Genomic DNA, 24,961 nt, shown 5'->3' with positions numbered 1-24,961 from the left:
CCGCCTGTCGCTCAATGGGCCAGCGCCGGATAGGTGAAGAACAATGCGTGGGTTAGATTCAGCAGAAAATGCACCGCGATTGACGAGGTCAGTCGGCCTGTCTTGTAATAGGCTGTGCCGTAAAAAATCCCGGCAACGGTTGCCAGCGCGATATAGCTCAGACCGCCTGGATAGTGCAGTAGACCGAACAGGATTGCTGCGATCGTGATCGCAAAGGCTGGATGCCAGCCACGATAGTAGGAATAGGCCAGCAGGCGTCCCTGTATCATGCCACGAAACAGAACTTCTTCCGCAAAAGCTACGAAGAGGAGATTGTTGACGGCCCAGATGCCAAAGTGGGGCATGATCTTCGGATCGAACTTGATATAGCCGATCGCCAATGCGATCGGGATCAAGGTTACAATACAGCCGGCCCACATCAGCCCTATGATCTTCAAAGTTTCGGCTGTTCCAGTTTGTTTTCTCGGGGTGTCAAATTCCGTTCCCGAAGTGAAATACTGCCCGCTGAGTGCGAGGATGATCGCGGCTGCGGTCTTGTCCAGATTCAGATACATGGAAAACGGCACGCCGCCAGCGGACATAACCATTGCATCAATAATCTTAGTGTTGTGAAAGCCGCGCATGTAATGAACGAAAAACGTGAGACAGGCGATGACTACCAGCAGATCCGTGGCCGGTTCGGTCCAGGGGAAACGACGATACATGCTCTCACGGAGAATGCTGAACCGCCAGCGTGTTAGGATTGCAAACATTGCCAGCGCCACGAGGCCTACCAGAGACATGGACTCTCCGAGCAGAGCCGCAATGAATGTCGAGATCAGCAGAACGAGCGCAACAATTTCGTGTTTGATGACGACCGCAATGACAGCTGCCGCCAGAAATATATAAGTAAATCCGTACGTAATAGAATATTGGAAGTATCCCATAATCAATCCTCAAATAATAATTTCTAAAATAAACGGAGAGGATGCCTGTTTAAAATGACAATATTTTTATTAAGATATGCTAGTCGGATTTTATGGTTTCAATTGTGACTATCAATTCACTTATTCAACAATATTTCTTATAGCATCGAAAATATTCACACTCTGAACAGATTTCATCGTTCTCACCTGCTGAACCTAAAACGCGCGGTGCATTCAGGTTAATAGGAAGTTTACTTTTACATTTTATCAATCTTTACAATTTGACGAGGTTTCCCATGATGCGCGTTTTGTGTCTCGTAGCGCTCGTGATCCTTGGAGGCTGCGCGACCGCCCCACGGCAGGTCAGCAATGTATGTGCAGTCTTCGATCAGCGTGACGGTTGGTTCAACAATTGGCAGAGTGCCGCGACGCGCGTTTCGCGTGAATTCGGCGTGCCGGTTCCGGTTTTGATGGCCACGATCTATACGGAATCGGGCTTCCAGCCCTATGCGAGACCGCCTCGCACGAAGATTCTCTGGATCATTCCGTGGAAGCGCGCATCCAGCGCTTATGGCTATTCACAAGCGCTGAGCGGCACCTGGGAGCGCTACAAGCGTGAGACTGGCCGTTGGACCGCTTCGCGCACCAACTTTGCCGACGCCATCCATTTCATCGGCTGGTATCACTATCAGAGCTATCAGAAGAACGGCATCAACCGTGGCGATGCTTACAGCCTCTATCTAGCCTATTACAGCGGTCACGGCGGTTATGCGCGCGGGGCTTGGCGTGGCAATGCCACGGCTCTGAATGGAGCTAAGCGAGCGCAGGCGATGGCCAATCGCTACGCGGCGCAGTTGCGTTCTTGTGGCGGTATTAGCTAAAAGATGAGGATGGTGGATTCAAATACGAGATTTGGAACACCATCCGGCCTTAATCGCAATTATCATGCGCGCGGAATCGCAAATTGAGGATGACCTTTGCATGTTGAAAAGAATCGGTATTGCCCTGATTGGAGCCACATTGCTGGCGGGCTGCACCACTGACCCATATACGGGCGAACAGAAGATGTCGAACACGGCGGGCGGGGCGGCAATCGGTGCTGCTGTCGGTGCTCTGGGCGGCCTCATGGTTGGCGGTTCCAGCCGCGCACAGCGCAATGCCGTGCTGATCGGCGCCGGTATTGGCGCGCTCGGCGGTGGTGCAATCGGTAATTACATGGATCGTCAGGAAAGTGAACTGCGTGCCCAGTTGCAGGGTACCGGCGTTTCCGTGACGCGTAACGGCGATCAGATTATCCTGAACATGCCGTCGAGCATCACGTTCGACACCGATCAGGATCAGGTGAAGAGCCAGTTTTATCCGACGCTGAATTCGGTAGCCATCGTGCTGCGCAAGTTCAACCAGACTCTCGTTGACGTTCTGGGTCATACCGACTCGACAGGTAGCGCGAGCCATAATCAGGATCTGTCGCAGCGTCGCGCCGGATCGGTCGCAAGCTATCTGGGTTCACAGGGCATCGATCCGCGTCGCTTTGCGATCATCGGTTATGGCGCAAGCCAGCCTGTGGCCACCAACGCCACGCCGGAAGGTCGCGCTCAGAACCGTCGTGTTGAAATCCAGATTTCGCCGCTGCGGGGCGCAAGCTAACACTTCGGCAGACAGAATCGGGCCGTCTGGGCCCGTCCTATCGAACGCAGTTCTTCGCAAGAAGGGCTGCGTTTTTGTTTGTTGGAACCGAATCGTTGATCTGTCGAAAGCGCCTGAGTGGCTTAAAGCGTGGATAGGCATTTTATTTTACCTATCTCTAATTGTAGAGAACAATAATGGAACAAAATAATAATATCTTATAATTTCAATATGTTATCTGTATTGCCAAATGAGAACAAAACAGATACAAATAGATATGAGCGATGAGCCTGCCGGGCTTCTAGCGGGACAAGAGGATGGTGTAAGATGTCTCAGAATTCATTGCGACTTGTTGAGGATAATTCAGTGGACAAGACTAAGGCACTTGATGCGGCGCTGTCACAGATCGAAAGAGCGTTCGGCAAAGGCTCGATCATGCGCCTCGGTCAGAACGACAAGGTGGTCGAGATCGAAACCGTTTCGACCGGCTCACTCTCTCTGGACATCGCTCTGGGTGTAGGCGGCTTGCCCAAGGGCCGCATCGTTGAAATTTACGGGCCGGAAAGCTCTGGTAAGACCACGCTCGCGCTGCATACGATTGCCGAAGCGCAGAAAAAGGGCGGTATCTGCGCATTCGTTGATGCGGAACATGCGCTTGATCCTGTCTATGCACGCAAACTCGGTGTGGATCTGGAAAACCTGCTGATTTCGCAGCCGGATACCGGCGAGCAGGCGCTAGAAATTACCGATACGCTCGTGCGTTCCGGTGCCATCGACGTTCTGGTCGTGGACTCCGTTGCAGCGCTCACGCCGCGTGCGGAAATCGAAGGCGAGATGGGCGATTCGCTGCCGGGCCTTCAGGCTCGTCTGATGAGCCAGGCGCTGCGCAAGCTCACTGCTTCGATCTCGCGCTCCAACTGCATGGTCATCTTCATCAACCAGATCCGCATGAAGATCGGCGTCATGTTCGGTTCGCCTGAAACGACGACTGGCGGTAATGCGCTGAAGTTCTACGCTTCTGTTCGTCTCGATATTCGCCGTATCGGTTCCATCAAGGAGCGTGATGAGGTCGTCGGTAACCAGACCCGCGTGAAGGTCGTGAAGAACAAGCTTGCTCCTCCCTTCAAGCAAGTTGAATTCGATATCATGTATGGCGCCGGTGTTTCCAAGACGGGCGAACTGGTCGATCTTGGCGTGAAGGCAGGCGTTGTCGAAAAGTCGGGCGCTTGGTTCTCCTATAATTCGCAACGTCTCGGCCAGGGCCGTGAAAACGCGAAGCTTTATCTGAAGGAGAATCCGGAGGTTGCGCGCGAAATCGAAACGACGCTCCGTCAGAATGCCGGCTTGATAGCCGAGCAGTTCCTTGATGATGGCGGCCCGGAAGAAGATAGCGGGTCCGACGCAGCGGAGATGTAATATCGGGATGAGGTTCAGCCCGAACCTCAAGTACCGCTTGAAAGTTGGAAGCCCTGTGCTGTCGCACGGGGCTTCATTTTTTCAGTCACAGCTTGATGCGAATTCAAAAGCACTGGCAAAAGGTGCTTTCACAGGCAGAATTTGCCTTTATGGCGCACGCTGCTTATCTGGACAGAAAAGCAGCACATCGTTAAAAGCGGTCAACCGAAGAACTCCACCTCACGTCCTTGCAGTATGAGAGGGGAGTAATGCCTGCGGTTTCCGTTGTTTGTTGGCGGTATGCAGGTGCAAAAGACAATCGATGCAGCCTTTGAAACAGGGTGCATCAATGCAGGGCAAGAAAAGCCCAAGGGTGAATTATGGCTGGCGTCAACGAGATAAGGTCCACATTCCTCGATTACTACCGCAAGAACGGACATGAAATCGTTCCGTCGAGTCCGCTCGTACCGCGCAATGACCCGACGCTCATGTTCACTAATGCGGGCATGGTGCAGTTCAAGAATGTGTTCACGGGGCTGGAACATCGCGCCTATAATCGCGCGACCACCTCGCAGAAATGCGTGCGCGCTGGCGGCAAGCATAACGATCTCGACAATGTGGGCTACACGGCGCGCCATCACACCTTCTTTGAAATGCTGGGCAATTTCTCGTTCGGCGACTATTTCAAGGAAGACGCCATCAGCTTCGCCTGGAACCTGATCACCAAGGAATTCGGTCTGCCGAAGGACAAGCTGCTCGTCACCGTCTATCATACGGATGAGGATGCCGCGAATTACTGGAAGAAGATCGCCGGTCTGAGCGATGACCGCATCATCCGCATTGCCACGAGTGATAATTTCTGGGCAATGGGCGATACGGGTCCGTGCGGCCCGTGTTCGGAAATCTTTTTCGATCACGGCGACCACATCTGGGGTGGACCTCCCGGATCGCCTGACGAAGACGGCGACCGCTTCATCGAGATATGGAATCTCGTTTTCATGCAGTTCGAACAGGTAACGCCGGATCAGCGCATTGATCTGCCGCGTCCGTCTATCGATACCGGCATGGGTCTGGAACGCGTGGCGGCCGTGCTGCAGGGCGTACATGACAATTATGACATCGACCTGTTCAAGGCGCTGATCCGCGCTTCGGAAGAAGCGACCGGCATCAAGGCTGAAGGCGATTTCCGCGCCAGCCATCGCGTGATTGCCGACCATCTGCGCGCTTCGGGCTTCCTGATTGCCGACGGCGTTCTGCCGTCGAACGAAGGTCGCGGCTATGTGCTGCGCCGCATTATGCGTCGCGCCATGCGTCATGCCCAGCTTCTGGGTGCGAAAGAACCGTTGATGTGGCGTCTGCTGCCAGCGCTCATTCGCGAAATGGGTCAGGCCTACCCGGAGCTCATCCGCGCCGAAGCGCTGATTTCCGAAACGCTGAAGCTGGAAGAAACCCGTTTCCGCAAGACGCTGGAACGTGGCCTCGGCCTGTTGTCCGATGCATCGGAAAAGCTGGTTGAAGGTGACCGTCTTGATGGCGAAACTGCTTTCAAGCTTTATGACACCTATGGTTTCCCGCTCGACCTGACGCAGGATGCGCTGCGCCAGCGCGGTATCACTGTCGACACGGACGGTTTCTCCACCGCCATGGAACGCCAGAAGGCCGAGGCCCGCGCCAATTGGGCCGGTTCGGGCGAAGCTGCAACCGAGACGATCTGGTTTGGCATCAAGGATAAGGTCGGCGCGACGGAATTCCTCGGTTATGAAACCGAAAGCGCCGAAGGTGTTATCGCTGCTTTGGTGCGCGACGGCGCGGAAGTGCAGTCAGCTTCGGAAGGCGAGACTGTTGCGGTCGTGGTCAACCAGACGCCGTTCTATGGTGAATCCGGCGGCCAGCAGGGCGACACCGGAACGATTTCCGGTGAAGGCTTTGTCATCACCATCAAGGACACGCAGAAGAAGGGCGAGGGCGTCTTCGTTCATCTCGGCGAAGTGACCAAGGGCACTGCGAAGACTGGCGAAGCTGTCGAACTGAAAGTGGATTCGGACCGCCGCACGCGCATCCGCTCCAACCATTCGGCCACCCATCTTCTGCATGAAGCCCTGCGCGAAACGCTTGGTAGCCATGTGGCTCAGAAGGGTTCGCTTGTCGCGCCTGACCGTCTGCGCTTCGACTTCTCGCACCCGAAGCCGATTTCGGCGGAGGAACTGGCCAAGGTTGAAAACATGGCCAATGAGATCATCCTGCAGAACGCGCCGGTTTCGACGCGTCTGATGGCGGTGGATGATGCGATTGCCGAAGGCGCGATGGCGCTGTTCGGTGAAAAATACGGTGATGAAGTGCGCGTCGTTTCGATGGGCACGGCCAAGCATGGTCCAAAGTCGGGCAAGGCCTATTCGGTCGAGCTTTGCGGCGGTACCCATGTGCGCCAGACCGGTGATATCGGTCTTGTCCGCATCGTTTCTGAAGGTGCAGTAGCAGCCGGTGTTCGCCGTATGGAAGCGCTGACGGGTGAGGCTGCGCGCCTTTATCTCGAAGAGCAGGATGAGCGCGTCAAGGCAATCGCCAGCGCGCTGAAGACCACACCCGCCGAAGCACTGGAACGCGTCAACGCCCTGATGGACGAACGCAAGAAGCTTGAGCGCGAACTGTCGGATGCGCGCAAGAAGCTGGCGCTTGGCGGCGGTTCGTCGGAAGGCGGCAGCGCGGTTGAAGCTGTGAACGGCGTCAACTTCCTCGGTAAGGTCGTGACCGGCGTGTCGCCGCGCGATTTGAAGCCGCTGGCTGACGAAGGCAAGAAGCAGGTCGGTTCCGGCGTGGTTCTGTTCATCGGCGTCGGTGAAGATGGCAAGGCCAGCGCGGTTGCTGCCGTGACGGAAGACATGGTCGGCCGTTTCAGTGCTGTGGATCTGGTCCGTGCCGCTTCAGCCGCACTCGGCGGCGCCGGTGGCGGCGGTCGTCCGGATATGGCGCAGGCCGGTGGGCCGGATGGCGACAAGGCCGATGCTGCGATAGCAGCGGTCAAGGCGCTGATCGTCTAATGCAATCTAAAAAAGGCCGGGGCAACCCGGCCTTTTGCTTTGTGGTTTAGGCTGCATGAGCCGCGCGGCTGTCGTCTGGCGCTTCTCGGCGCTCATCCAGTCCGTAGTCGCGGACGACACTGGCAACCCGCAGACGATAATCTTCAAAAACACCGTTGCGTCCCTTGGTCTGGGCGATGCGATGCGAGGGAAGGTTACGCCAGGCGCGCACCGCTTCTTCGTCGCGCCAGAAGGACAAAGAGAGCAGCTTGTCCGGTTCCACAAGGCTTTGGAAACGCTCGATGGAGATGAAGCCATCAATGCGGCTGAGATCCTCCCGCAGGCTTGCCGCTATATCCAGATATTGTTTACGCCGCTCGGCATCGGCGGGCCATACCTCAAAGATGACTGCAATCATGGCTTTTTCAACTCCGCATGGGGTCCAGATTGCAACTTGAGAAAGATGCGATCCTCAGACCGGATGAATTGCTCCCGACGCGCAAATTCATAATTCTCGCGTCCCAGCGGGTCGGCGGCCAGTCGCGCGCGATAGGCCTCGTAAGCGGCGAGGTTCTCCAGCGAATAAACGCCATAGGCGGTCGTGGCCGAACCTTCATGTGGTCCGAAATAGCCGATCAGTTGCGCGCCACAACGAGGAATGGCTTGTCCCCAATTACGCGCATATTCGGCAAAGGCATCCGCTTTGAAAGGGTCGATCTGGTAGCGGATGAAACAGGTGATCATGCGAGGTCTCCTTGATATGCATGCTTTTGATGGAGACACTGTAGCGCTTGAACGACAACGACACTTCGGTTACGATCGAAGTATGAAAGATGGACCGATCATAGCTTCCGTCGCCTCTCTTCTCGGTGATCCGGCACGCGCAAACATGCTGACTGCGCTGATGGACGGGCGCGCTCTGACCGTCAGCGAACTGGCGGCTGCGGCGGGCGTGACGCTACAAACGGCGAGCGGGCATCTGTCGAAGCTTGATGCCGCCAATCTGCTGGTTGCTGAGAAGCAGGGACGCCATCGTTATTTTCGCCTGTCGGGCACGGATGTGGCGCAAGTGCTGGAAGGGCTGATGGGGCTTGCCCAGCGAACGGGTGCGGTGCGTGTGCGCACGGGGCCGAAGGATGAAGCATTACGCAAAGCGCGCATTTGCTACGACCATCTGGCAGGCGAGTGCGGGGTTGAGATGCTCGATGCGGCGCATAAGCTCCGCCTGATCGATAATGCAGAGGAGCCTGTGCTGACGGATGAGGGCAAGTCGTTCTTCACTTGTCTGGGTGTCGACGTGACGGCGCTGGAACACGGCAAGAGGCCTGTGTGCCGCCATTGTCTTGACTGGAGCGAACGGCGCAATCATCTGGGCGGCGCACTTGGCGCAGCGCTTCTGAATAATTTCATCGCTCGTGGTTGGGCCCGGCGCGCCGAGGGGCGGGTGATCGCATTTTCACCCACGGGCGCGCACGCTTTTAGGAGCGCCTTCTCGATTGAAGCGCAGCCGAGCTGAAATCGGTGCTTTAGCTTGCGGCTTTAACAGCAGCGTCATCCAGTTCGGATGCGCGTTTCCATGCCGGACGGGCTTGCAGCCGCTCCCAATAGGTGTCGAAGGCCGGACGATGCGGCAGACTGCCGAACATCATGCCCCAGCCAATATGGGAGCCGACATAGACATCGGCGGCGGTAAAGCGATTGCCGGTGATATAGGGATGGCGCGATATCGCCTTTTCCAGTGTGTCGACCACGCTGTCGTAATTGCCATACCCCATCATGCGCTCGCGATCGGGCGGGACTTCGAAGCCCATGGAGCGGTTTGAAAGGGCTGCTTCCAGCGGACCGGCGGCAAAGAACATCCAGCGATAAAAATCGGCGCGTTCGTCAGGGTGGGGCGCAAGTCCTGCTTCTGGAAAGGTGACGGCCAGATAAGCGCAGATGGCCGCAGCTTCGGTGACGACCGCCTCGCCGTGGCGCAGTGCCGGAACTTTCCCCATGGGGTTCACGGCACAATATTCGGGGCCTTTCATGGGAGGGCCAAAGTCGAGAATTTGTACGTCGTAGGGCCTGCCCGTTTCCTCCAGCATCCAGCGTGCGATACGTCCACGCGACATGGGATTGGTGAAAAGCGTGAGGTCAGCCATTTTTTCCTCCTGAACCTTGTCGGCACAGGATGCGCGTTTTCCCATATGAAGCAAATCAAAAAGAAAACGACGGGATAAACCCGCCGTCTTGTATTCTTACAAAAGCTGGTGCTGATTAAGCAGCCATAGCCTTCTTGAGGTTTTCGTCGATCTTGTCGAGGAAGCCGGTGGTGGAGAGCCAAGGCTGATCCGGACCGATGAGCAGTGCCAGATCCTTGGTCATGAAACCGCTTTCGACGGTGTCGACGCAGACCTTTTCCAGCGTGTCGGCAAAGCGCTTCAGCTCGGCATTGTCGTCGAGCTTGGCGCGGTGTGCGAGACCGCGGGTCCATGCGAAGATCGAAGCGATCGAGTTGGTCGAGGTTTCCTCGCCCTTCTGATGCTGGCGGTAGTGACGGGTCACGGTGCCGTGTGCAGCTTCAGCTTCAACGGTCTTGCCATCCGGCGTCATCAGAACCGAGGTCATCAGGCCGAGCGAGCCGAAGCCCTGAGCCACGATATCCGACTGAACGTCGCCGTCGTAGTTCTTACAAGCCCAGACATAGCCGCCGGACCACTTGAGCGCCGAAGCGACCATGTCGTCGATGAGGCGATGCTCGTACCAGATCTTCGCTGCCTTGAACTTGTCGGCGAATTCGGTCTGGTAGACTTCTTCGAAGATGTCCTTGAAGCGACCGTCATAGGCCTTCAGGATGGTGTTCTTCGTCGAGAGATAGACCGGGTAGTTGCGCTGCAGGCCGTAGTTCAGCGAAGCACGGGCAAATTCGCGGATCGATTCGTCGAGGTTGTACATGGCCATTGCCACGCCAGCCGCCGGAGCCTGATAGACTTCGTGTTCGATGGTTTCGCCGTCTTCGCCGACGAACTTGATCGAAAGCGTGCCCTTGCCCGGGAACTTGAAATCGGTCGCGCGGTACTGGTCGCCGAAAGCATGACGGCCAACGATGATCGGCTGGGTCCAGCCCGGCACGAGGCGCGGAACGTTCTTGCAGATGATCGGCTCGCGGAAAATCACGCCGCCGAGAATGTTGCGGATGGTGCCGTTAGGCGACTTCCACATCTTCTTGAGCTTGAATTCTTCAACGCGCGCTTCGTCAGGGGTGATGGTCGCGCACTTTACGCCGACGCCATGTTCCTTGATTGCGTTGGCTGCATCGATGGTGACCTGGTCATTGGTCGCATCGCGGTTTTCAACCGACAGATCGTAATATTTCAGATCGACGTCGAGATAGGGATGGATCAGCTTGTCCTTGATGAACTGCCAGATGATGCGGGTCATCTCGTCGCCGTCGAGTTCAACGACTGGGTTCGCAACCTTGATTTTTGCCATGGATGAAGCCTCTTTTTAAATTCGTCGCGCCCCTATAGCACCCGTAGGGAATAAGGCAAAGCTCTCAAGCCTTATTCTTTGGCCTATAGGTGAAATTGGCAGTCAAAAAATTGGGAAGGGTGCTGATTTGGGTCAGGCAGCGCGATGCGTTGCGGTCTCGCCGTTGCGCGGCTTCTTCCAGCTCTCCTGCTGCTGGCGGTAATTTTCCTGTTCACGCGCCAGAATAGCATCGGCGTCGAGCGCCGAAATGGCGGCTGCCTTGTCGGTCGGCACAAGGCCGCTCAGTTGCAGCGAGAGATAGCGTCCGCAGCAGACGCGCAGGAACGAGGCAAAATTATCGAGGTCGTGGCCTTCCTCGCGGGATTCACCATAGAGCTTGCCGATAAGGCGGCTCACGCTGAGACTGTCACGGGAAGCGACCTCCTCCAGTGTCCACCAGTAGAAGTTTTCAAGCCGGACGCTGGTGACGACGCCATCAATGCGCAGAGAGCGCGTTACGCTCTGCCAGAGTTCTGGATTGGCACCGATGAACAATCTGCACATGATTTTCTCCCGGATGAAGCTCCCCGGATAGTTTTGCGCAATATGAAGCTGCCTGCAACCGGATGATGGTTGCAGGCAAGATCAAGTTGGCTCAAGCGTGCGTGATCTTGGTGCCGAGAACGCCAAGAAACTGCGACAGCCATGCCGGATGGGCAGGCCAGGCTGGGGCGGTGACGAGGTTGCCGTCTGTTACGGCCTGATCAACGGGAATATCGGCATAAGTGCCACCGGCAAGTTCGACTTCCGGACGGCAGGCCGGATAGGCCGAGCAGGTGCGGCCTTCCAGCACGCGGGCGGCGGCGAGCAGTTGTGCACCGTGGCAGACGGCTGCGACTGGCTTGTTCGCTTCGAAGAAATGCTTCACGACAGCGATGACCTTGTCATCAAGGCGCAGATATTCCGGTCCGCGGCCGCCGGGGATGACCAATGCGTCATAGTTTTCAGCCTTCACATCAGCGAAGCTGGCGTTGAGCGTGAAATTATGCCCGGGCTTTTCAGTATAGGTCTGATGACCTTCGAAATCGTGGATAGCGGTGGCAACCTGATCACCCGCTTTCTTGCCGGGGCAAACGGCATGAACCGTGTGGCCGACCGCAAGCAGGGTCTGGAACGGGACCATGGTTTCATAGTCTTCGCCGAAATCACCGCACAGCATGAGAATTTTTTTACCGGACATGGCTTCCTCCCTGAATCCTGATTTTCCGTGCGGTTAATCTGGCATGGATGAGGTGAGGGCTGGTGTTATTCGGATACTACACCCGGCTTTTTCCCATGAACGTAAGGGGAATCTTTGCGATTTCGCGTCAATTATGTCAGGGAAACGCCACGATCTACTATCACTAGAGCTTTTGGCTCTCGTTTCTTTCAATGTCGCATGGTCGCGGGCACTCAATGAAGTCATTGGGCTGCGCCATGCTTTAGCGGAAAATATCATGGCAGGAACCGACAAACAGCGCCCCTTTATCGCGGAAGGACCGGCAATCGTGCTGGTAGAGCCGCAATTGCCGGAAAATATCGGCATGGTAGCGCGCGCCATGGCGAATTTCGGTCTGGCTGAACTGCGTCTCGTCAATCCGCGTGAGGAGTTTCCGAGCGAAAAGGCGAGGGCTGCGGCCAGCAAGGCCGACCATGTTATTGACAATGCGGTGGTTTATGACGATCTGCCGTCGGCCATTGCCGATCTCAATTTTGTCTATGCCACCACGGCGCGTGAACGCGACGGCTTCAAGCAGGTGCGTAGCGCCGTTGAGGCTGGCAATGAGTTGCGCAGGCGTTTCAAAACGGGCGAAAAGACCGGTATTCTCTTCGGCCGCGAACGTTTCGGCCTCAGCAATGAGGAAGTGGGTCTTGCCGACGAGTTGGTTACTTTCCCGGTCAATCCCGCCTTTGCTTCGCTGAACATCGCGCAAGCCGTGCTGCTGATGTCCTATGAGTGGATGAAGTCCGGTCTGGAAACGGAGACTGAAACGGTTTTCCGTGGGCCGGAGATGGAACTTGCACCGAAGCAGGAATTGCAGGGCTTGTTCAATCATCTGGAAGAAGCCCTTGATGTCAGAGGTTATTTCCGGCCGGAAGCGCGCAAGGAAATCATGGTCAATAATCTGCGTGCCGTTCTGACACGCGCCGGTTTCGCCTCGGCAGAATTGAAGCTCCTGCGCGGGGTGGTCACCTCGCTTGATGTATTCACGCCCAAGAAGCCGCGTGGCTCAGGTGCGCCGGAAGGTCGTGCCCGCAAGCCCGCCCCAGAGGACAAGGCAGAATGAAAGACGCGCCCGTCGCCAGCTTTTCCGCTTCCGTAACAACCGACAAGGAAAGGCCGATACTGGTCTTCGACAGCGGTATTGGCGGTTTGACGGTATTGCGCGAGGCGCGGGTGATCATGCCGGACCGGCGTTTCGTCTATATCGCCGACGATGCCGGTTTTCCTTATGGCGGTTGGGAAGAAGAGGCGCTGCGGGCGCGCATCGTCGAGCTGTTCGGCGGTTTCATCGCAACGCATAATCCAGAAATTGCGGTCATCGCCTGCAATACGGCGTCGACGCTGGTGCTGGATGATTTGCGCCGCGCCTATCCATCGGTGCCTTTCGTGGGAACTGTGCCAGCCATCAAGCCCGCTGCCGAGCGCACTTCTTCAGGACTTGTGTCGGTGCTGGCGACACCCGGCACGGTGAAGCGTGCTTATACCCGCGATCTCATCCAGTCTTTCGCTTCGCAATGCCATGTGCGGCTGGTCGGTGCTGACCGGCTGGCGGGCGTTGCCGAGGCGCATATTCGCGGTGAGGAGATTGATGAGGCGCTTGTCGTGGAACAGATCGCGCCGTGCTTTATCGAGAAGGACGGCAGGCGTACCGATATCGTGGTGCTTGCCTGCACGCACTATCCATTTCTCGCCAATGTCTTCCGCCGTCTGGCACCGTGGCCGGTGGATTGGCTCGATCCGGCGGAAGCGATTGCGCGCCGAACCGTATCGCTGCTGCCGCCGCGCAAGGGCGATTTGGAGCTGCATCATCACGACGATCTGGCGGTATTCACCTCGCAGAAGCCGGATTATGCTGTCCGCAGGCTGATGCAGGGCTTTGGACTGCAATTCGCATAAGATATCACTCTTAAAGCCTTGAATTTTCCTGATCTTACGCGATCATGCTCATGATCCGTCGATGAGGAAAAAGCGATGACCGGCACCATACCGCAGATCACACTTCCTTCAGATCAGACCGTTCCCGCCTTGGGACAGGGTACCTGGTATATGGGGGAGAACGCCGGAGAGCGTCACCATGAGGTCGAAGCGCTTCGGCACGGCATCGATCTTGGCATGACATTGATCGACACCGCCGAAATGTACGCCGATGGCGAGGCCGAATATGTCGTGGGCGAAGCCATAGCCGGTCGCCGCGACGATGTGTTTCTGGTGAGCAAGGTTCTGCCCTATAATGCGTCTCGACGCGGCACGATTGAGGCCTGCGAGCGCAGTCTGGAACGTCTCGGCACGGATCGTATCGATCTCTATCTGCTGCACTGGCGCGGACGCCATCCGCTTGCGGAAACAGTGGCCGCTTTCGAGACGTTGCAGCAGGCAGGCAAGATTGTCGCCTGGGGTGTCAGCAATTTCGATACGAGTGATTTGAAGGAGCTGTCCGGCGTTGCGGGTGGTCAGGCCGTCGCAACCAACCAGATCCTTTACAATCTCACGAGGCGCGGGCCGGAATTCGACCTCATGCCTTGGTGCGATCAGCATTTTATTCCGCTCATGGCCTATTCGCCCATTGAGCAGGGGCGGTTGCTCGGCAATCGCGTTTTGGCAGAGATAGCTACCGAATGCGGTGTTACGCCTGCGGCTGTCGCCTTGGCCTGGACGATGCGTAACGGCAACGTCATTGCCATTCCGAAGTCGTCGAACCTGCACCATGTTCGGGATAATAGAAAAGCCGCAGATGTGCGGCTTTCCGGGGAGCAGTTGGCGCGTCTTGATCAGGCTTTTGCGCCACCTTCGCGAAAAGTGGCGCTGGAAATGCTCTGATAATATCCTGCCAAAATGAATCATGTTTCCGCTATAACTATCTGTTTTAACGGAGATTCTTCCTGTCAAAGGCACCGGTCATTGCGCATGTTTTCTAGCGGGAGTCTTTCTTTGCCTGCCGCACGCTTGCAGTCTTGCGGTTGCGCCCGCGATCAGCAGCCCGTGTGAAAGTACTGTATTTTTCGTTCGGGACGTTACGCATGCCGAGATGCGCGTGACGCGTATTGAAGGTCTTACCCTTTCTTTCGCTGGCGAGCTTTGCTGCAAGCGCCTTCTGGGCGTTGGCGATCAGATCGTCAGCAGCAGCCATCTGTTCGCGGCGTTCGACTTCGCCATTGATGCGGGCCACAGCCGTAGCGAGAACGGCGACCTTGAGGTGGGAGCCATCATCACGCTTTGAGGCAGTAGCGCCACGGGCAGCGGATTTGCCACGTATTTCACGGCGGCGCTGGTTGGCCTGGTCGCGCGCCTTCTGGCGGCGCTCGCGGATCAGCTTTGCCAGTTGCGCCAGTTCTTCGTCAGACACTTCCTGCAAATGCGGATGCTGGGTCTTTTCCACCAGCTCCTTTTCTTCTGCATTGAGCGCGCGCGCCTGATCCTTTCTGCTGACGGCCATGGGATATCCTTTCCTAAAAGAGCAGTTCCCGTAAAAATCCCAATAGAGATATAGGCCTGCCTTTCGGAGCGGGAAGAGCGTGATTTAAGTTTTTGTGTCGCTCATTTTACAATGATCGTCCGCCGTTCAGCCATGGAACTATAATGATGACTTCCCGTTATATGATTTGGAGATCAGCGCGGAGATCAGCACATGGAAATCGTCGAAACTCGCATCGGTTCGATTGGTGGTTTTAAGCTCTACACGGTCGAGTTTATTGCCGAGGGTGATGAGAAAGTGTCCGTGATTTTCGAGAATGAAACCGGAGTGGAACTGAAGCGCGACGATGCTATTCGTCGTGCGGCGGTGAAGCTCGGAGCGGCGCTTGGCGTTGCAGCCATGGAGTGCGGGATTGAGCCGGATCGGTTGCTGACCCGCCCGAGCGCAAGACGGGCAGGTGACCGGGCGGAACTGGAACGCCAGTTGGACGAGGGGCTGGAGGATACGTTCCCGGCGAGCGATCCGGTGTCCGTCACCAGTTCCGCAATACCTGCCTCCGCCGATCCAAAATCCTGAGATCATAAAAGCAGAAAAGCCGAAGCATCTGCCTCGGCTTTTCGTGTTGAGAAATTGAATCTCTTTTTTGGCTTAACTCTATGAATTATAGTCAAAATCAGAGATTTCGACGCTTGCCTTCCAGAATGTCCAGAACCGCGCGCGCGCAGTCCAGCACATTCGAGCCGGGACCGAAAACGGCAGCGACGCCGCGGTCGAACAGGTACTGATAATCCTGACGTGGCACCACGCCGCCGCAGACCACGACGATATTTTCAGCGCCCTTGGCTTTCAACGTTTCGACAAGTTGCGGCAGCAAGGTCTTGTGACCGGCGGCGAGGGACGACACGCCAATGACATGCACCTTCGACTTGATCGCCATGTCGGCGGCTTCATCGGGTGTCTGGAACAAGGGGCCTGCCAGAACTTCGAAACCGATATCGCCGAAGGCCGACGCAATGATCTTCGCGCCGCGATCATGTCCGTCCTGCCCAAGCTTGGCGACCATCACCTTTGGCTTTGCGCCGCTATGCTGGGAAAATTCTTCCAGCCGCGATACCAGAATCTGATATTCCGGCTCGTCCTTATAGGCATCGCCATAGACCTTGCGAATGACTTTCGGCTCGGCAGCGTGGTCACCGAAAGCACGGCGCATGGCGTCGGAGATTTCACCGACCGTGGCGCGAGCGCGGGAAGCTTCCACAGCGGCGGCAAGAAGATTGCCTTCACCGCTGGTCGCAATTTTCTCAAGTTCAGCAAGGGCCGCTTCCACCTTGGCCTTGTCACGCGTCTGGCGGATACGCTCGATGCGGGCAATCTGCGACTGGCGCACAGCGGTATTGTCGATTTCGAGAATGTCGATCTCGTCTTCCTGTTCCAGACGGAACTTGTTGACGCCGACAATCACTTCCTCGCCCTTGTCGACTGCCGCCTGCCGCCGTGTAGCAGCTTCTTCGATCAGGCGCTTCGGTAGGCCACTTTCGACGGCTTTGGTCATGCCGCCCAGACCTTCGACCTCCTCAATTAGCGCCCAGGCTTTTTCCGCCAGTTCATTGGTAAGGCTTTCGATGTAATAGGAGCCTGCCAGCGGATCGACCACCTTTGTCACGCCGGTTTCATTCTGGAGGATGAGCTGCGTGTTGCGGGCAATGCGCGCCGAAAATTCCGTAGGCAAAGCAATGGCTTCGTCGAAGGCGTTCGTATGCAGCGATTGCGTGCCGCCCAGTGCTGCCGACATAGCCTCGAATGCCGTCCGCACGACGTTGTTATAGGGGTCCTGTTCCTGCAACGACACGCCAGACGTCTGGCAATGGGTACGCAGCATCAGTGAACCCGGCTTTTTCGGCTCGAACTCCTTCATGATGCGCGTCCAGAGCAGGCGTGCAGCACGCAGCTTGGCGATTTCCATGAAGAAGTTCATGCCAATGGCGAAGAAGAACGACAGGCGGCCCGCGAAGTCGTCAACATTCAGGCCCTTTTGCAGCGCGGCACGCACATATTCGCGCCCGTCGGCCAGCGTGAAGGCCAGTTCCTGAACCAGCGTCGCACCGGCTTCCTGCATGTGGTAGCCGGAGATGGAAATCGAATTGAATTTCGGCATTTCCGTCGCGGTATAGGCAATGATGTCCGCAATGATCCGCATGGAAGGTTCCGGCGGATAAATATAGGTGTTGCGGACCATGAACTCCTTGAGAATGTCGTTCTGGATGGTGCCGGAAAGCAGGTCGCGTGAAACGCCCTGTTCTTCGCCCGCGACAATGAAATTGGCGAGGATCGGGATGACCGCGCCATTCATGGTCATGGAAACAGAGACTTTTTCAAGCGGAATGCCGTCGAAGAGGATTTTCATGTCCTCGACGGAGTCGATGGCCACGCCCGCCTTGCCAACGTCACCAACGACACGTGGATGGTCGCTGTCATAGCCGCGATGGGTGGCAAGGTCGAAGGCAACCGAAACGCCTTGCTGCCCGGCGGCAAGCGCCTTGCGGTAAAAGGCGTTGGATGCTTCGGCGGTGGAGAAACCGGCATATTGGCGGATGGTCCACGGACGCCCGGCATACATGGTGGCGCGCGGGCCACGAACGAAAGGCTCGAAGCCCGGCAGGCTGTCCAGATGATCGACATTTTGCAGATCGTCCGCCGTGTAAAGCGGCTTCACGTCAATGCCTTCCGGCGTATGCCAGACAAGACTGTCCGCCGGACGCTTCAGTTCCTTCTCGGCCAACGCTTCCCAATCCGCACGGGTTTTCTGCGTCATTGGCTTATTCTCCATCCCATCCTGCCCTCACCCTGAGGTGGGAGCGTAGCGACCCTCGTAGTGCGAGGGTCCAGTTCATCAGTATATCGATCCTGTCCGGCTTCCCCATCCTTCGAGACGCACCCTGCGGGCGCTCCTCAGGATGAGGAAACGACGGCTTGAGGAGGCGCGAAGCGCCGTCTCCAGGATCACTCGAATTCCATGATCAATTCATCAACGGCAAGGCTCTCTCCAGCCTTGACGGCAATGCGCTTGACGGTGGCGCGGCGCTCTGCGCGCAGCACGTTTTCCATCTTCATGGCTTCGACTGTTGCAAGCGGCTGCCCGGCTTCCACCGTAACGCCTTCCTCGGCCAGAATCGAGGTGATGACGCCCGGCATCGGGCAAAGCAGCATTTTCGACGTATCCGGCGGCAGCTTGACCGGCATCAGCTTTGCCAGCTCCGCAACACGCGGTTTGCGCACATGCGCCGTCAGGTCCATGCCGCGCCAGCGCAGCCGCCAACCGGAACCCGCACGAGCAACCTTCACGCTGACCGGCTTGCCGCCAACGGTGAATGTGGCAAGTTGGTTGCCGGGGTGCCAGTCGCTGGCAATGGTGAGGTCGCCGCCATCGGCGAAATTCACCGTTGCGCCACCTTCGCCATCCGCAAGGCGAACGGGCACCAGATGATCGCCGATCTTCACAACCCAGTCATTACCCGGCTTAACGTCCTGTCCGGAAAGGCGACCCGAAATCTGTCCGTCGCGGGTGACGACGGTGAGATTGATATGGGCTGCGACAGCGGCCAGCAGACGGGCATCGTCTTCTGACGGTGTAACGCCAGCGAAGCCATCCGGATATTCCTCGGCGATGAAAGCCGTGGTCAGCGCACCGGCTCTGAAGCGCTGGTGATCCATAACAGCGGACAGGAACGGCAGATTATGGCCGATGCCTTCAACTTCAAATGCGTCGAGCGCATTGCCCATGGCGTCGATTGCGGCAAGGCGATCCGGACCCCAGCTGCAAAGCTTGGCGATCATCGGATCGTAATACATCGAGATTTCGCCGCCCTCGAACACGCCCGTATCATTGCGGATGACGGTTCCATCTTCGCGACGGCCTTCTACAGGCGGTCGGTAGCGGGTCAGGCGACCGATCGATGGCAGGAAGTTGCGATATGGGTCTTCGGCATAGAGACGGCTCTCCATGGCCCAACCGTTGAGCTTTACGTCGGCCTGACCGAAGCGCAGCTTTTCACCAGCGGCGACGCGGATCATTTCTTCCACGAGATCGATGCCGGTGATGAGTTCCGTTACCGGATGCTCCACCTGCAGGCGCGTATTCATTTCGAGGAAATAGAAATTGCGGCTGCCATCGACGATGAACTCAACCGTACCGGCGGAATAATATCCAACTGCCTTGGCAAGCGCGACGGCCTGTTCGCCCATGGCCTTGCGGGTTGCTTCGTCGAGAAAAGGTGAGGGTGCTTCCTCGATCACCTTCTGGTTTCGACGCTGGATGGAACATTCGCGTTCGCCAAGATAGACGACGTTGCCTTGGCTGTCACCGAGCACCTGAATTTCGATATGGCGCGGCTGGGTGACGAATTTTTCGATGAAAATGCGGTCGTCGCCGAAGGAGGCTTTGGCTTCGTTGCGCGACAGCTGAAAGCCTTCGCGGGCTTCCTCGTCGTTCCACGCAATACGCATACCCTTGCCGCCGCCGCCAGCAGACGCCTTGATCATCACCGGATAGCCGATCATGCCTGCGATCTTCACCGCTTCATCGGCATTCTCGATCAGACCCATATGGCCCGGCACGGTGGATACGCCTGCTTCCGCGGCCAGCTTCTTGGAGGTGATCTTGTCGCCCATCGCGTCGATGGCGTTCACCGGCGGTCCAATGAAGGTGACATTGGCCGCCTTCAGCGCTTCGGCAAAGCGCGGGTTTTCCGAAAGAAAACCGTAGCCCGGATGCACGGCGTCCGCGCCTGTCGCCTTGATGGCACCGAGAATCTTGTCGATGACAATGTAAGACTGGTTGGACGGTGCCGGGCCGATATGCACGGCCTCGTCGGCCATTTTCACATGCAGCGCATTGCGGTCGGCATCGGAATATACCGCCACCGTCGCAATACCCATTTTCTTTGCGGTCTTGATCACACGGCAGGCAATTTCGCCGCGATTGGCAATGAGAATTTTCTTGATCATTTTATCTACTCAACTGAACCGGATCACAGCGGAATGGTGTCGTGCTTTTTCCAGGGCGTGCTCTGCTGCTTGTTGCGCAGGCTGGCAAAAGCGCGTGCAATGCGGCGGCGCGAGGAATGCGGCATGATCACCTCGTCGATGAAGCCGCGCTCGGCAGCCACGAACGGATTGGCGAAACGTGTTTCATATTCCTTCGTGCGTGCAGCGATCTTTTCCGGGTCGCCCAGTTCCGAACGGTAGAGAATTTCCGTTGCGCCCTTGGCGCCCATCACGGCGATTTCCGCCGTCGGCCAGGCATAGTTGATATCTGCGCCGATATGTTTGGAGGCCATCACGTCATAAGCGCCGCCATAGGCCTTGCGGGTGATAAGCGTGACCATCGGCACCGTCGCCTGACTATAGGCAAACAACAGCTTTGCACCGTGCTTGATGACGCCGCCATATTCCTGCGCCGTGCCCGGCAGAAAGCCCGGTACGTCCACAAGGGTCAGGAGCGGGATTGAGAAAGCATCACAGAAGCGCACGAAGCGCGCTGCCTTGCGTGAGGAATCGATGTCGAGGCAGCCTGCCAGCACCATGGGCTGGTTGGCGACGACACCGACGGTCTGGCCTTCGATGCGCAGGAAGCCGGTAATGATATTCTTGGCGAAGGCTTCCTGAATTTCGAAGAACTCGCCTTCGTCGGCCAGCGCGAGGATCAGTTCCTTCATGTCGTAAGGCTTGGTCGCGCTGTCGGGGATCAGTGTATCGAGCCGCATTTCTAGCCGCGACGGGTCGTCATGGACCGGGCGAACCGGCGGCTTGTCGCGATTGTTGAGCGGCAGGAAGTCGAACAGGATGCGCACCTGTTCCAGCGCTTCGATGTCGTTCTCGTAAGCGCCATCAGCGACCGACGACTTTGCGGTATGCGTGCGCGCGCCGCCCAGTTCTTCCGCTGTGACGATCTCGTTCGTGACGGTCTTCACCACATCCGGGCCGGTGACGAACATGTAGGATGAGTCGCGCACCATGAAGATGAAGTCGGTCATGGCCGGGGAATAGACCGCGCCGCCCGCGCAGGGGCCCATAATGACCGAAATCTGCGGAATGACGCCGGAAGCATCGGCATTGCGCTTGAATACATCGGCATAACCGGCCAGCGAAGCGACACCTTCCTGAATGCGTGCACCGCCGGAATCGTTGAGGCCGATGACAGGCGCGCCGTTCTTCATCGCCATATCCATGATCTTGCAGATCTTCTGGGCATGGGTTTCTGACAGCGAGCCGCCGAGAACGGTGAAATCCTGACTGAACACATAGACCTGACGGCCATTGATCGTGCCCCAGCCGGTGACAACGCCATCGCCTGCCACCTTCTGCTCCGCCATGCCGAAATCGGTACAGCGATGCGTGACGTACATGTCGAACTCCTCGAACGATCCTTCGTCGAGAAGCACTTCGATACGTTCGCGTGCGGTCAGTTTGCCTTTGGCGTGCTGGGCGTCGATACGGCGCTGGCCACCGCCAAGACGCGCTTCGGCGCGGCGGGCTTCGAGCTGTTCTAGGAGTTCCTGCATTATTGCGGCCTTCGAAAGTCGGTTATGAAACTGAAATGATAGGCATTTTTATATGCGTCTTCTGAAACGCTTAAAGCGCTTGTGAGCCGTCTAGAAAAGCTTGAAAAGGTGCGATTGTGTAAGTTATAAATTTGCAAATAGCAAAATGCGAAATTGCGAAAATGGCACCCAAGAAGCTCTATGTCGGCAGGAAGATACGTGAAATCCGCGAACAGCATAAGGCGACCCAGTCGGCTTTTGCTGAACGTCTCGGTATTTCAACGAGTTATCTGAACCAGATTGAGAATAACCAGCGCCCTGTTTCGGCGGCTGTCCTGTTGGCGCTGGCTGAAAACTATCAGATCGATATCGGCGCAATCTCGCTTGGCGATGATGACCGGTTGTTATCAGCGGTTTCAGAGGCGCTGGCCGATCCCGTATTCGACAATTACAAGCCGAACCTTCAGGAACTGAAACTAATCACGCAGAATGCGCCGGGGCTGGCCCATGCGCTGATTGCGTGTCATCAGGCTTATCGGCGCAATAGCGAGCAGCTTGCCAGTCTCGATAACCAGCTGGGACGCGCACCGTCGATTGCTGAGCCTGCACCATATGAGGAAGTGCGCGACTTCTTTCATTTTATCGACAATTATGTGCATGAGATTGATGTTGCAGCGGAAAAGCTTGCGGAGCAACTGGATATTCCCGGACGGGATATCGGCGTAGCCCTGCCGCAATATATGGAAGAGCGGCATCGCGTGCGACTGGCGAGAGCAGGCTCTGACGAGGCGGTTCTGCGCCGCTTCGATCCGGTGGCGCGGGTTCTCTATCTCAACCCCTATTCACCTGCTTCCACGCGTCATTTTCAGATTGCGTTTCAGATCGCCGAACTTGAAATGGAAGATCTGGTCAATGCGATAGCGAGGCGAGCCGATTTTCGCTCGGTCGAAGCGGTGGAGATCTGCAAGATCGGGCTGCGGAACTATTTCGCGGGCGCGCTGGTCATGCCTTACCAGACTTTCCTCGCAGCGGCGAAAGAGTTGCGCCATGATCTTGAACTGCTGGCTTCGCGCTTCGGGGCCAGTCTGGAACAGGTTGCGCATCGTCTCAGCACCTTGCAGCGCTCTGGCCAGCGCGGCATCCCTGTGTTTTTCGCGCGCATCGACCGTGCAGGCAATATCACCAAGCGCCACAGTGCCGCCAAGCTGCAATTTGCGCGCTATGGTGCTGCCTGTCCGCTCTGGAATGTGCATCAGGCCTTTGAAACACCGGGCCGGATCATCCGCCAGCTTGCCGAAACGCCCGATGGTGCGCGCTATCTTTGCGTGGCAACGGAACTGACGAAGAGCGAAGGGGGCTTCAACGCTCCGCAGCGGCGCTATGCCATCGCGCTTGGCTGCGAAGTCGGCTACGCGCATGATTTCGTCTATGCGGATGGTCTCGATATCACGGCGCGGTCAGCTTTTGATCCCATCGGCGTTTCATGCCGGATTTGCGACCGTGCGGAATGTGTGCAGCGCGCCGTGCCGCCGCTCAAAAGCAGGTTGGCGGTCGATCACGACCGCCGTGGAATCCTGCCGTACCGGCTGATGTAGTTAGAAGCCTGTATGTTCCTTGAGGAAATCAGCTTCGTCTTCTGTCGTGCTGCGGCCTAGCACCTTGTTGCGATGCGGGAAGCGTCCGAACTGCTCGATGATATTATGGTGTTCGCGGGCAAAGCCGAGCGAATATTGGTCGCCAAGCCTTTCATAAAGCTCCACACAGCGGCGCTGGTTGTCCAGATTTTCGCTGTGCATGAAGGGCAGGTAGAAGAACTGCCGCTCGTCGGCGGAAAGCTGCCGGTCGAAATCGTGGTCAAGCGCTTGCATGGCCACATCCAGCGCCAGGCCGTCGCTTTCGAAGGAACGCGACGAGCCGCGGAACATATTGCGCGGGAACTGGTCGAACAGAATGGTCAGGGCCAGCGCGCTTTCGGGTTGCTGTTTCCAGGATTCGAGTTTGCCAGCACGTGCATCTTCATAGGCTGCCGCGAACTTCTCGCGAATCTCTTCGTCGATAGCGTCGCTTTTCGTGAACCAGTTTTCACGCATCTTGGCTGAAAACCAGAATTTGAGCACATCTTGCGGTTCAATAGCCATCTGGGGCCTCCTTTTCTGGTTTTTCGTCTTTTGTTTCAGGCTCAGGAACTACTGAGTCTTGGGCGGAGCCTGATCCGGCTGCGGGCAGGGCGGCTCTCCCTTGAAGTTGCGAGACATACAGCCGAATCGGTCAAAACTCTTGCCCGTATCCATGGCTGCTTTTCCCGCGCCGCCGCAGCCGGTGAGGATGATGCCGGATAGCAGGGTGAGGGAGATGAAGATACCGGGTCGTTTCATGATGTTTTTCCCGAAATTGGACAGGCGCTGTAGGCTGACAAGATAATAGGTACGGGCGCAACGCAGAACAATAGAGCGGTTACCGGCTGTTGTCCTTGCGTACATCCTAAGGTTCACATTCTCGCCAGATTAATCGGGTATGATTGCAACCATTAACCGGTCAGCAAGTTCTATCTTCTAGTAGCGATCGGTATGGCCTCGTGGCGGAATGCAACGCAGGGAGCCTGCAAACTCCCCTGTCCTTGGTTCAAACCCAGGGCGAGGCCTCCATTATCCTCTTCCTCGATAATTTGGCACATTCTGCTCCGGGATCCACACATCCTGCGGCGCTGCGCCAGTCTGGTAAAACACATCAATCGGGATGCCGCCGCGCGGATACCAGTAACCGCCGATGCGCAGCCATTCCGGTTGCAAGAGATCGACCAGACGCTTGCCGATGGTGACTGTGCAATCTTCATGGAAAGCGCCGTGATTGCGGAATGAAAACAGAAAGAGTTTGAGCGATTTGCTTTCCACCAGCCAGCGATCCGGCACATAGTCGATCATCAGATGGGCGAAATCCGGCTGGCCAGTCATGGGGCAAAGCGAGGTGAATTCCGGCGCGGTAAAGCGTACGCAATAGCGCGTGCCGTGCTGCGGATTGGCGACTTTTTCAAGAACGGCTTCTTCCGGCGAGGCTGGCACACCAGTGGTCGAACCCAGCTGCGTGAGGCCGGAATATATTGTATTTTCTGACATTTAAGCGCCTTTCGTCAGGTTACGGCGCAGCCAGTTTCGCGCTTATGCGCGCAGCGCAAGCATTGCTGCTTGGCTTCTTGTCCTTGTTTTGACCGGGTAGGCTGCGACCGGTGGCAAAATTGCCGATGCGGCTGACTATCAGCCAGCCATGCGGGCGTAAAGAAAAAAGCAATATGAATGCAGGAAGGCCCGCGCGAGGGGGCGGCGCGGGCCTTCCTTAAACCGGCTTCAATCGGC

The 24,961-nt window shown here is 56.9% G+C and carries 24 protein-coding genes; 10 read left to right on the top strand and 14 right to left on the bottom strand.

Translation table 11 applies throughout. The features are described from left to right. Window positions 1-11: 11 nt before the first annotated feature. Window positions 12-926: a CPBP family intramembrane glutamic endopeptidase gene (locus FGI60_RS20970; RefSeq protein ID WP_235889886.1), complete on the bottom strand. Its 915-nt coding sequence runs from the start codon at window positions 924-926 to the stop codon at window positions 12-14. Between the two features lie 275 nt (window positions 927-1,201). On the opposite strand from FGI60_RS20970, the gene FGI60_RS20965 reads away from it, so the two are divergent. The 4 genes from FGI60_RS20965 (at window position 1,202) to alaS (ending at window position 6,964) form a co-directional block, all read left to right on the top strand. Continuing rightward, on the top strand, window positions 1,202-1,786 hold the full coding sequence (locus FGI60_RS20965) for a transglycosylase SLT domain-containing protein (RefSeq protein ID WP_138786847.1): 585 nt from the start codon (window positions 1,202-1,204) through the stop codon (window positions 1,784-1,786). Window positions 1,787-1,886: 100 nt separating this feature from the next. Then, window positions 1,887-2,552: an OmpA family protein gene (locus FGI60_RS20960; protein WP_138786846.1), complete on the top strand. Its 666-nt coding sequence runs from the start codon at window positions 1,887-1,889 to the stop codon at window positions 2,550-2,552. Window positions 2,553-2,858: 306 nt separating this feature from the next. Beyond that, window positions 2,859-3,947 (top strand): recombinase RecA, encoded by a 1,089-nt coding sequence (gene recA / locus FGI60_RS20955; RefSeq protein ID WP_078340796.1) that lies wholly within the window; start codon window positions 2,859-2,861, stop codon window positions 3,945-3,947. 359 nt (window positions 3,948-4,306) lie between these two features. Then, on the top strand, window positions 4,307-6,964 hold the full coding sequence (gene alaS / locus FGI60_RS20950; protein WP_138786845.1) for an alanine--tRNA ligase: 2,658 nt from the start codon (window positions 4,307-4,309) through the stop codon (window positions 6,962-6,964). 46 nt (window positions 6,965-7,010) lie between these two features. Here the strand turns inward: alaS and FGI60_RS20945 are convergent, their stop codons facing one another. Together FGI60_RS20945 and FGI60_RS20940 are read right to left on the bottom strand one after the other, a co-directional pair. Continuing rightward, a complete protein-coding gene (locus FGI60_RS20945; protein WP_138786844.1) occupies window positions 7,011-7,361 on the bottom strand; it encodes an antibiotic biosynthesis monooxygenase family protein in 351 nt (116 codons plus the stop codon). Further along, window positions 7,358-7,687 carry an NIPSNAP family protein gene (locus tag FGI60_RS20940; RefSeq protein WP_138786843.1) on the bottom strand — a complete coding sequence of 110 codons (330 nt, stop codon included), beginning with the start codon at window positions 7,685-7,687 and terminating at the stop codon, window positions 7,358-7,360. Before FGI60_RS20940 ends, FGI60_RS20945 begins: the two co-directional genes overlap by 4 nt. 82 nt (window positions 7,688-7,769) lie before the next feature. On the opposite strand from FGI60_RS20940, the gene FGI60_RS20935 reads away from it, so the two are divergent. Next, window positions 7,770-8,459, top strand: coding sequence for an ArsR/SmtB family transcription factor (locus tag FGI60_RS20935; protein WP_138786842.1), 690 nt, complete (start codon window positions 7,770-7,772; stop codon window positions 8,457-8,459). Between the two features lie 10 nt (window positions 8,460-8,469). On the opposite strand, the gene FGI60_RS20930 is transcribed toward FGI60_RS20935, so the two are convergent. The 4 genes from FGI60_RS20930 to FGI60_RS20915 all read right to left on the bottom strand — a co-directional run bounded on the left by FGI60_RS20930 (window position 8,470) and on the right by FGI60_RS20915 (window position 11,636). Then, on the bottom strand, window positions 8,470-9,087 hold the full coding sequence (locus tag FGI60_RS20930; RefSeq protein ID WP_138786841.1) for a glutathione S-transferase family protein: 618 nt from the start codon (window positions 9,085-9,087) through the stop codon (window positions 8,470-8,472). Window positions 9,088-9,202: 115 nt separating this feature from the next. Next, window positions 9,203-10,417 carry an NADP-dependent isocitrate dehydrogenase gene (locus FGI60_RS20925; protein ID WP_078340802.1) on the bottom strand — a complete coding sequence of 405 codons (1,215 nt, stop codon included), beginning with the start codon at window positions 10,415-10,417 and terminating at the stop codon, window positions 9,203-9,205. Window positions 10,418-10,549: 132 nt separating this feature from the next. Continuing rightward, window positions 10,550-10,960, bottom strand: coding sequence for a ribbon-helix-helix domain-containing protein (locus FGI60_RS20920; RefSeq protein WP_138786840.1), 411 nt, complete (start codon window positions 10,958-10,960; stop codon window positions 10,550-10,552). Between the two features lie 91 nt (window positions 10,961-11,051). Beyond that, window positions 11,052-11,636 carry a DJ-1/PfpI family protein gene (locus tag FGI60_RS20915; protein WP_138786839.1) on the bottom strand — a complete coding sequence of 195 codons (585 nt, stop codon included), beginning with the start codon at window positions 11,634-11,636 and terminating at the stop codon, window positions 11,052-11,054. A gap of 256 nt (window positions 11,637-11,892) precedes the next feature. Here FGI60_RS20915 and FGI60_RS20910 point away from each other — a divergent pair, with 256 nt between their 5' ends. The 3 genes from FGI60_RS20910 to FGI60_RS20900 all read left to right on the top strand — a co-directional run bounded on the left by FGI60_RS20910 (window position 11,893) and on the right by FGI60_RS20900 (window position 14,477). Next, the gene (locus tag FGI60_RS20910; protein WP_078340840.1) at window positions 11,893-12,723 is read left to right on the top strand and encodes an RNA methyltransferase; all 831 of its coding nucleotides are present in this window, start codon (window positions 11,893-11,895) and stop codon (window positions 12,721-12,723) included. Beyond that, window positions 12,720-13,556 carry a glutamate racemase gene (gene murI, locus FGI60_RS20905; RefSeq protein ID WP_138786838.1) on the top strand — a complete coding sequence of 279 codons (837 nt, stop codon included), beginning with the start codon at window positions 12,720-12,722 and terminating at the stop codon, window positions 13,554-13,556. Before FGI60_RS20910 ends, murI begins: the two co-directional genes overlap by 4 nt. Window positions 13,557-13,631: 75 nt before the next feature. Next, entirely contained in the window at window positions 13,632-14,477 is an 846-nt protein-coding gene (locus FGI60_RS20900) for an aldo/keto reductase (protein WP_138786837.1), read from the top strand. A 94-nt stretch (window positions 14,478-14,571) separates the two neighbouring features. Here FGI60_RS20900 and FGI60_RS20895 read toward each other — a convergent pair whose 3' ends face one another. Next, a complete protein-coding gene (locus FGI60_RS20895; protein ID WP_138786836.1) occupies window positions 14,572-15,093 on the bottom strand; it encodes a hypothetical protein in 522 nt (173 codons plus the stop codon). Between the two features lie 192 nt (window positions 15,094-15,285). Here FGI60_RS20895 and FGI60_RS20890 point away from each other — a divergent pair, with 192 nt between their 5' ends. Then, a complete protein-coding gene (locus FGI60_RS20890; protein ID WP_138786835.1) occupies window positions 15,286-15,648 on the top strand; it encodes a hypothetical protein in 363 nt (120 codons plus the stop codon). 97 nt (window positions 15,649-15,745) lie between these two features. Here FGI60_RS20890 and scpA read toward each other — a convergent pair whose 3' ends face one another. From scpA to FGI60_RS20875, 3 genes are all read right to left on the bottom strand, one after another. Then, entirely contained in the window at window positions 15,746-17,884 is a 2,139-nt protein-coding gene (gene scpA, locus FGI60_RS20885; RefSeq protein WP_138786834.1) for a methylmalonyl-CoA mutase, read from the bottom strand. A gap of 188 nt (window positions 17,885-18,072) precedes the next feature. Then, entirely contained in the window at window positions 18,073-20,076 is a 2,004-nt protein-coding gene (locus tag FGI60_RS20880; protein WP_138786833.1) for an acetyl-CoA carboxylase biotin carboxylase subunit, read from the bottom strand. A gap of 23 nt (window positions 20,077-20,099) precedes the next feature. Then, window positions 20,100-21,632, bottom strand: coding sequence for an acyl-CoA carboxylase subunit beta (locus FGI60_RS20875; protein WP_138786832.1), 1,533 nt, complete (start codon window positions 21,630-21,632; stop codon window positions 20,100-20,102). Between the two features lie 161 nt (window positions 21,633-21,793). Between FGI60_RS20875 and FGI60_RS20870 the strand changes: the two genes are divergently transcribed. After that, entirely contained in the window at window positions 21,794-23,206 is a 1,413-nt protein-coding gene (locus FGI60_RS20870) for a helix-turn-helix domain-containing protein (RefSeq protein WP_138786831.1), read from the top strand. Here the strand turns inward: FGI60_RS20870 and FGI60_RS20865 are convergent, their stop codons facing one another. The 3 genes from FGI60_RS20865 to queF form a co-directional block, all read right to left on the bottom strand. Beyond that, window positions 23,207-23,749 carry a DUF924 family protein gene (locus tag FGI60_RS20865; protein WP_138786830.1) on the bottom strand — a complete coding sequence of 181 codons (543 nt, stop codon included), beginning with the start codon at window positions 23,747-23,749 and terminating at the stop codon, window positions 23,207-23,209. A 48-nt stretch (window positions 23,750-23,797) separates the two neighbouring features. After that, a complete protein-coding gene (locus FGI60_RS20860) occupies window positions 23,798-23,986 on the bottom strand; it encodes a hypothetical protein (RefSeq protein ID WP_138786829.1) in 189 nt (62 codons plus the stop codon). Between the two features lie 270 nt (window positions 23,987-24,256). Continuing rightward, window positions 24,257-24,724, bottom strand: a complete 468-nt coding sequence (gene queF, locus FGI60_RS20855; protein ID WP_138786828.1) for a preQ(1) synthase — start codon at window positions 24,722-24,724, stop codon at window positions 24,257-24,259. Window positions 24,725-24,961: the final 237 nt, after the last annotated feature.

This window comes from Brucella haematophila (assembly GCF_005938105.1).
GTDB classification, from domain to species: Bacteria; Pseudomonadota; Alphaproteobacteria; order Rhizobiales; family Rhizobiaceae; genus Brucella; species Brucella haematophila.
This window is presented reverse-complemented; position numbering and strand designations above follow the sequence as displayed.

Excerpts from the sequence above, each read along its gene's own strand:
- FGI60_RS20970 (WP_235889886.1), bottom strand. The coding sequence starts at position 926 with ATGGGATACTTCCAATATTCTATTACGTACGGATTTACTTATATATTT.
- FGI60_RS20965 (WP_138786847.1), top strand. The coding sequence starts at position 1,202 with ATGATGCGCGTTTTGTGTCTCGTAGCGCTCGTGATCCTTGGAGGCTGC.
- FGI60_RS20960 (WP_138786846.1), top strand. The coding sequence starts at position 1,887 with ATGTTGAAAAGAATCGGTATTGCCCTGATTGGAGCCACATTGCTGGCG.
- recA (WP_078340796.1), top strand. The coding sequence starts at position 2,859 with ATGTCTCAGAATTCATTGCGACTTGTTGAGGATAATTCAGTGGACAAG.
- alaS (WP_138786845.1), top strand. The coding sequence starts at position 4,307 with ATGGCTGGCGTCAACGAGATAAGGTCCACATTCCTCGATTACTACCGC.
- FGI60_RS20945 (WP_138786844.1), bottom strand. The coding sequence starts at position 7,361 with ATGATTGCAGTCATCTTTGAGGTATGGCCCGCCGATGCCGAGCGGCGT.
- FGI60_RS20940 (WP_138786843.1), bottom strand. The coding sequence starts at position 7,687 with ATGATCACCTGTTTCATCCGCTACCAGATCGACCCTTTCAAAGCGGAT.
- FGI60_RS20935 (WP_138786842.1), top strand. The coding sequence starts at position 7,770 with ATGAAAGATGGACCGATCATAGCTTCCGTCGCCTCTCTTCTCGGTGAT.
- FGI60_RS20930 (WP_138786841.1), bottom strand. The coding sequence starts at position 9,087 with ATGGCTGACCTCACGCTTTTCACCAATCCCATGTCGCGTGGACGTATC.
- FGI60_RS20925 (WP_078340802.1), bottom strand. The coding sequence starts at position 10,417 with ATGGCAAAAATCAAGGTTGCGAACCCAGTCGTTGAACTCGACGGCGAC.
- FGI60_RS20920 (WP_138786840.1), bottom strand. The coding sequence starts at position 10,960 with ATGTGCAGATTGTTCATCGGTGCCAATCCAGAACTCTGGCAGAGCGTA.
- FGI60_RS20915 (WP_138786839.1), bottom strand. The coding sequence starts at position 11,636 with ATGTCCGGTAAAAAAATTCTCATGCTGTGCGGTGATTTCGGCGAAGAC.
- FGI60_RS20910 (WP_078340840.1), top strand. The coding sequence starts at position 11,893 with ATGGCAGGAACCGACAAACAGCGCCCCTTTATCGCGGAAGGACCGGCA.
- murI (WP_138786838.1), top strand. The coding sequence starts at position 12,720 with ATGAAAGACGCGCCCGTCGCCAGCTTTTCCGCTTCCGTAACAACCGAC.
- FGI60_RS20900 (WP_138786837.1), top strand. The coding sequence starts at position 13,632 with ATGACCGGCACCATACCGCAGATCACACTTCCTTCAGATCAGACCGTT.
- FGI60_RS20895 (WP_138786836.1), bottom strand. The coding sequence starts at position 15,093 with ATGGCCGTCAGCAGAAAGGATCAGGCGCGCGCGCTCAATGCAGAAGAA.
- FGI60_RS20890 (WP_138786835.1), top strand. The coding sequence starts at position 15,286 with ATGGAAATCGTCGAAACTCGCATCGGTTCGATTGGTGGTTTTAAGCTC.
- scpA (WP_138786834.1), bottom strand. The coding sequence starts at position 17,884 with ATGACGCAGAAAACCCGTGCGGATTGGGAAGCGTTGGCCGAGAAGGAA.
- FGI60_RS20880 (WP_138786833.1), bottom strand. The coding sequence starts at position 20,076 with ATGATCAAGAAAATTCTCATTGCCAATCGCGGCGAAATTGCCTGCCGT.
- FGI60_RS20875 (WP_138786832.1), bottom strand. The coding sequence starts at position 21,632 with ATGCAGGAACTCCTAGAACAGCTCGAAGCCCGCCGCGCCGAAGCGCGT.
- FGI60_RS20870 (WP_138786831.1), top strand. The coding sequence starts at position 21,794 with ATGGCACCCAAGAAGCTCTATGTCGGCAGGAAGATACGTGAAATCCGC.
- FGI60_RS20865 (WP_138786830.1), bottom strand. The coding sequence starts at position 23,749 with ATGGCTATTGAACCGCAAGATGTGCTCAAATTCTGGTTTTCAGCCAAG.
- FGI60_RS20860 (WP_138786829.1), bottom strand. The coding sequence starts at position 23,986 with ATGAAACGACCCGGTATCTTCATCTCCCTCACCCTGCTATCCGGCATC.
- queF (WP_138786828.1), bottom strand. The coding sequence starts at position 24,724 with ATGTCAGAAAATACAATATATTCCGGCCTCACGCAGCTGGGTTCGACC.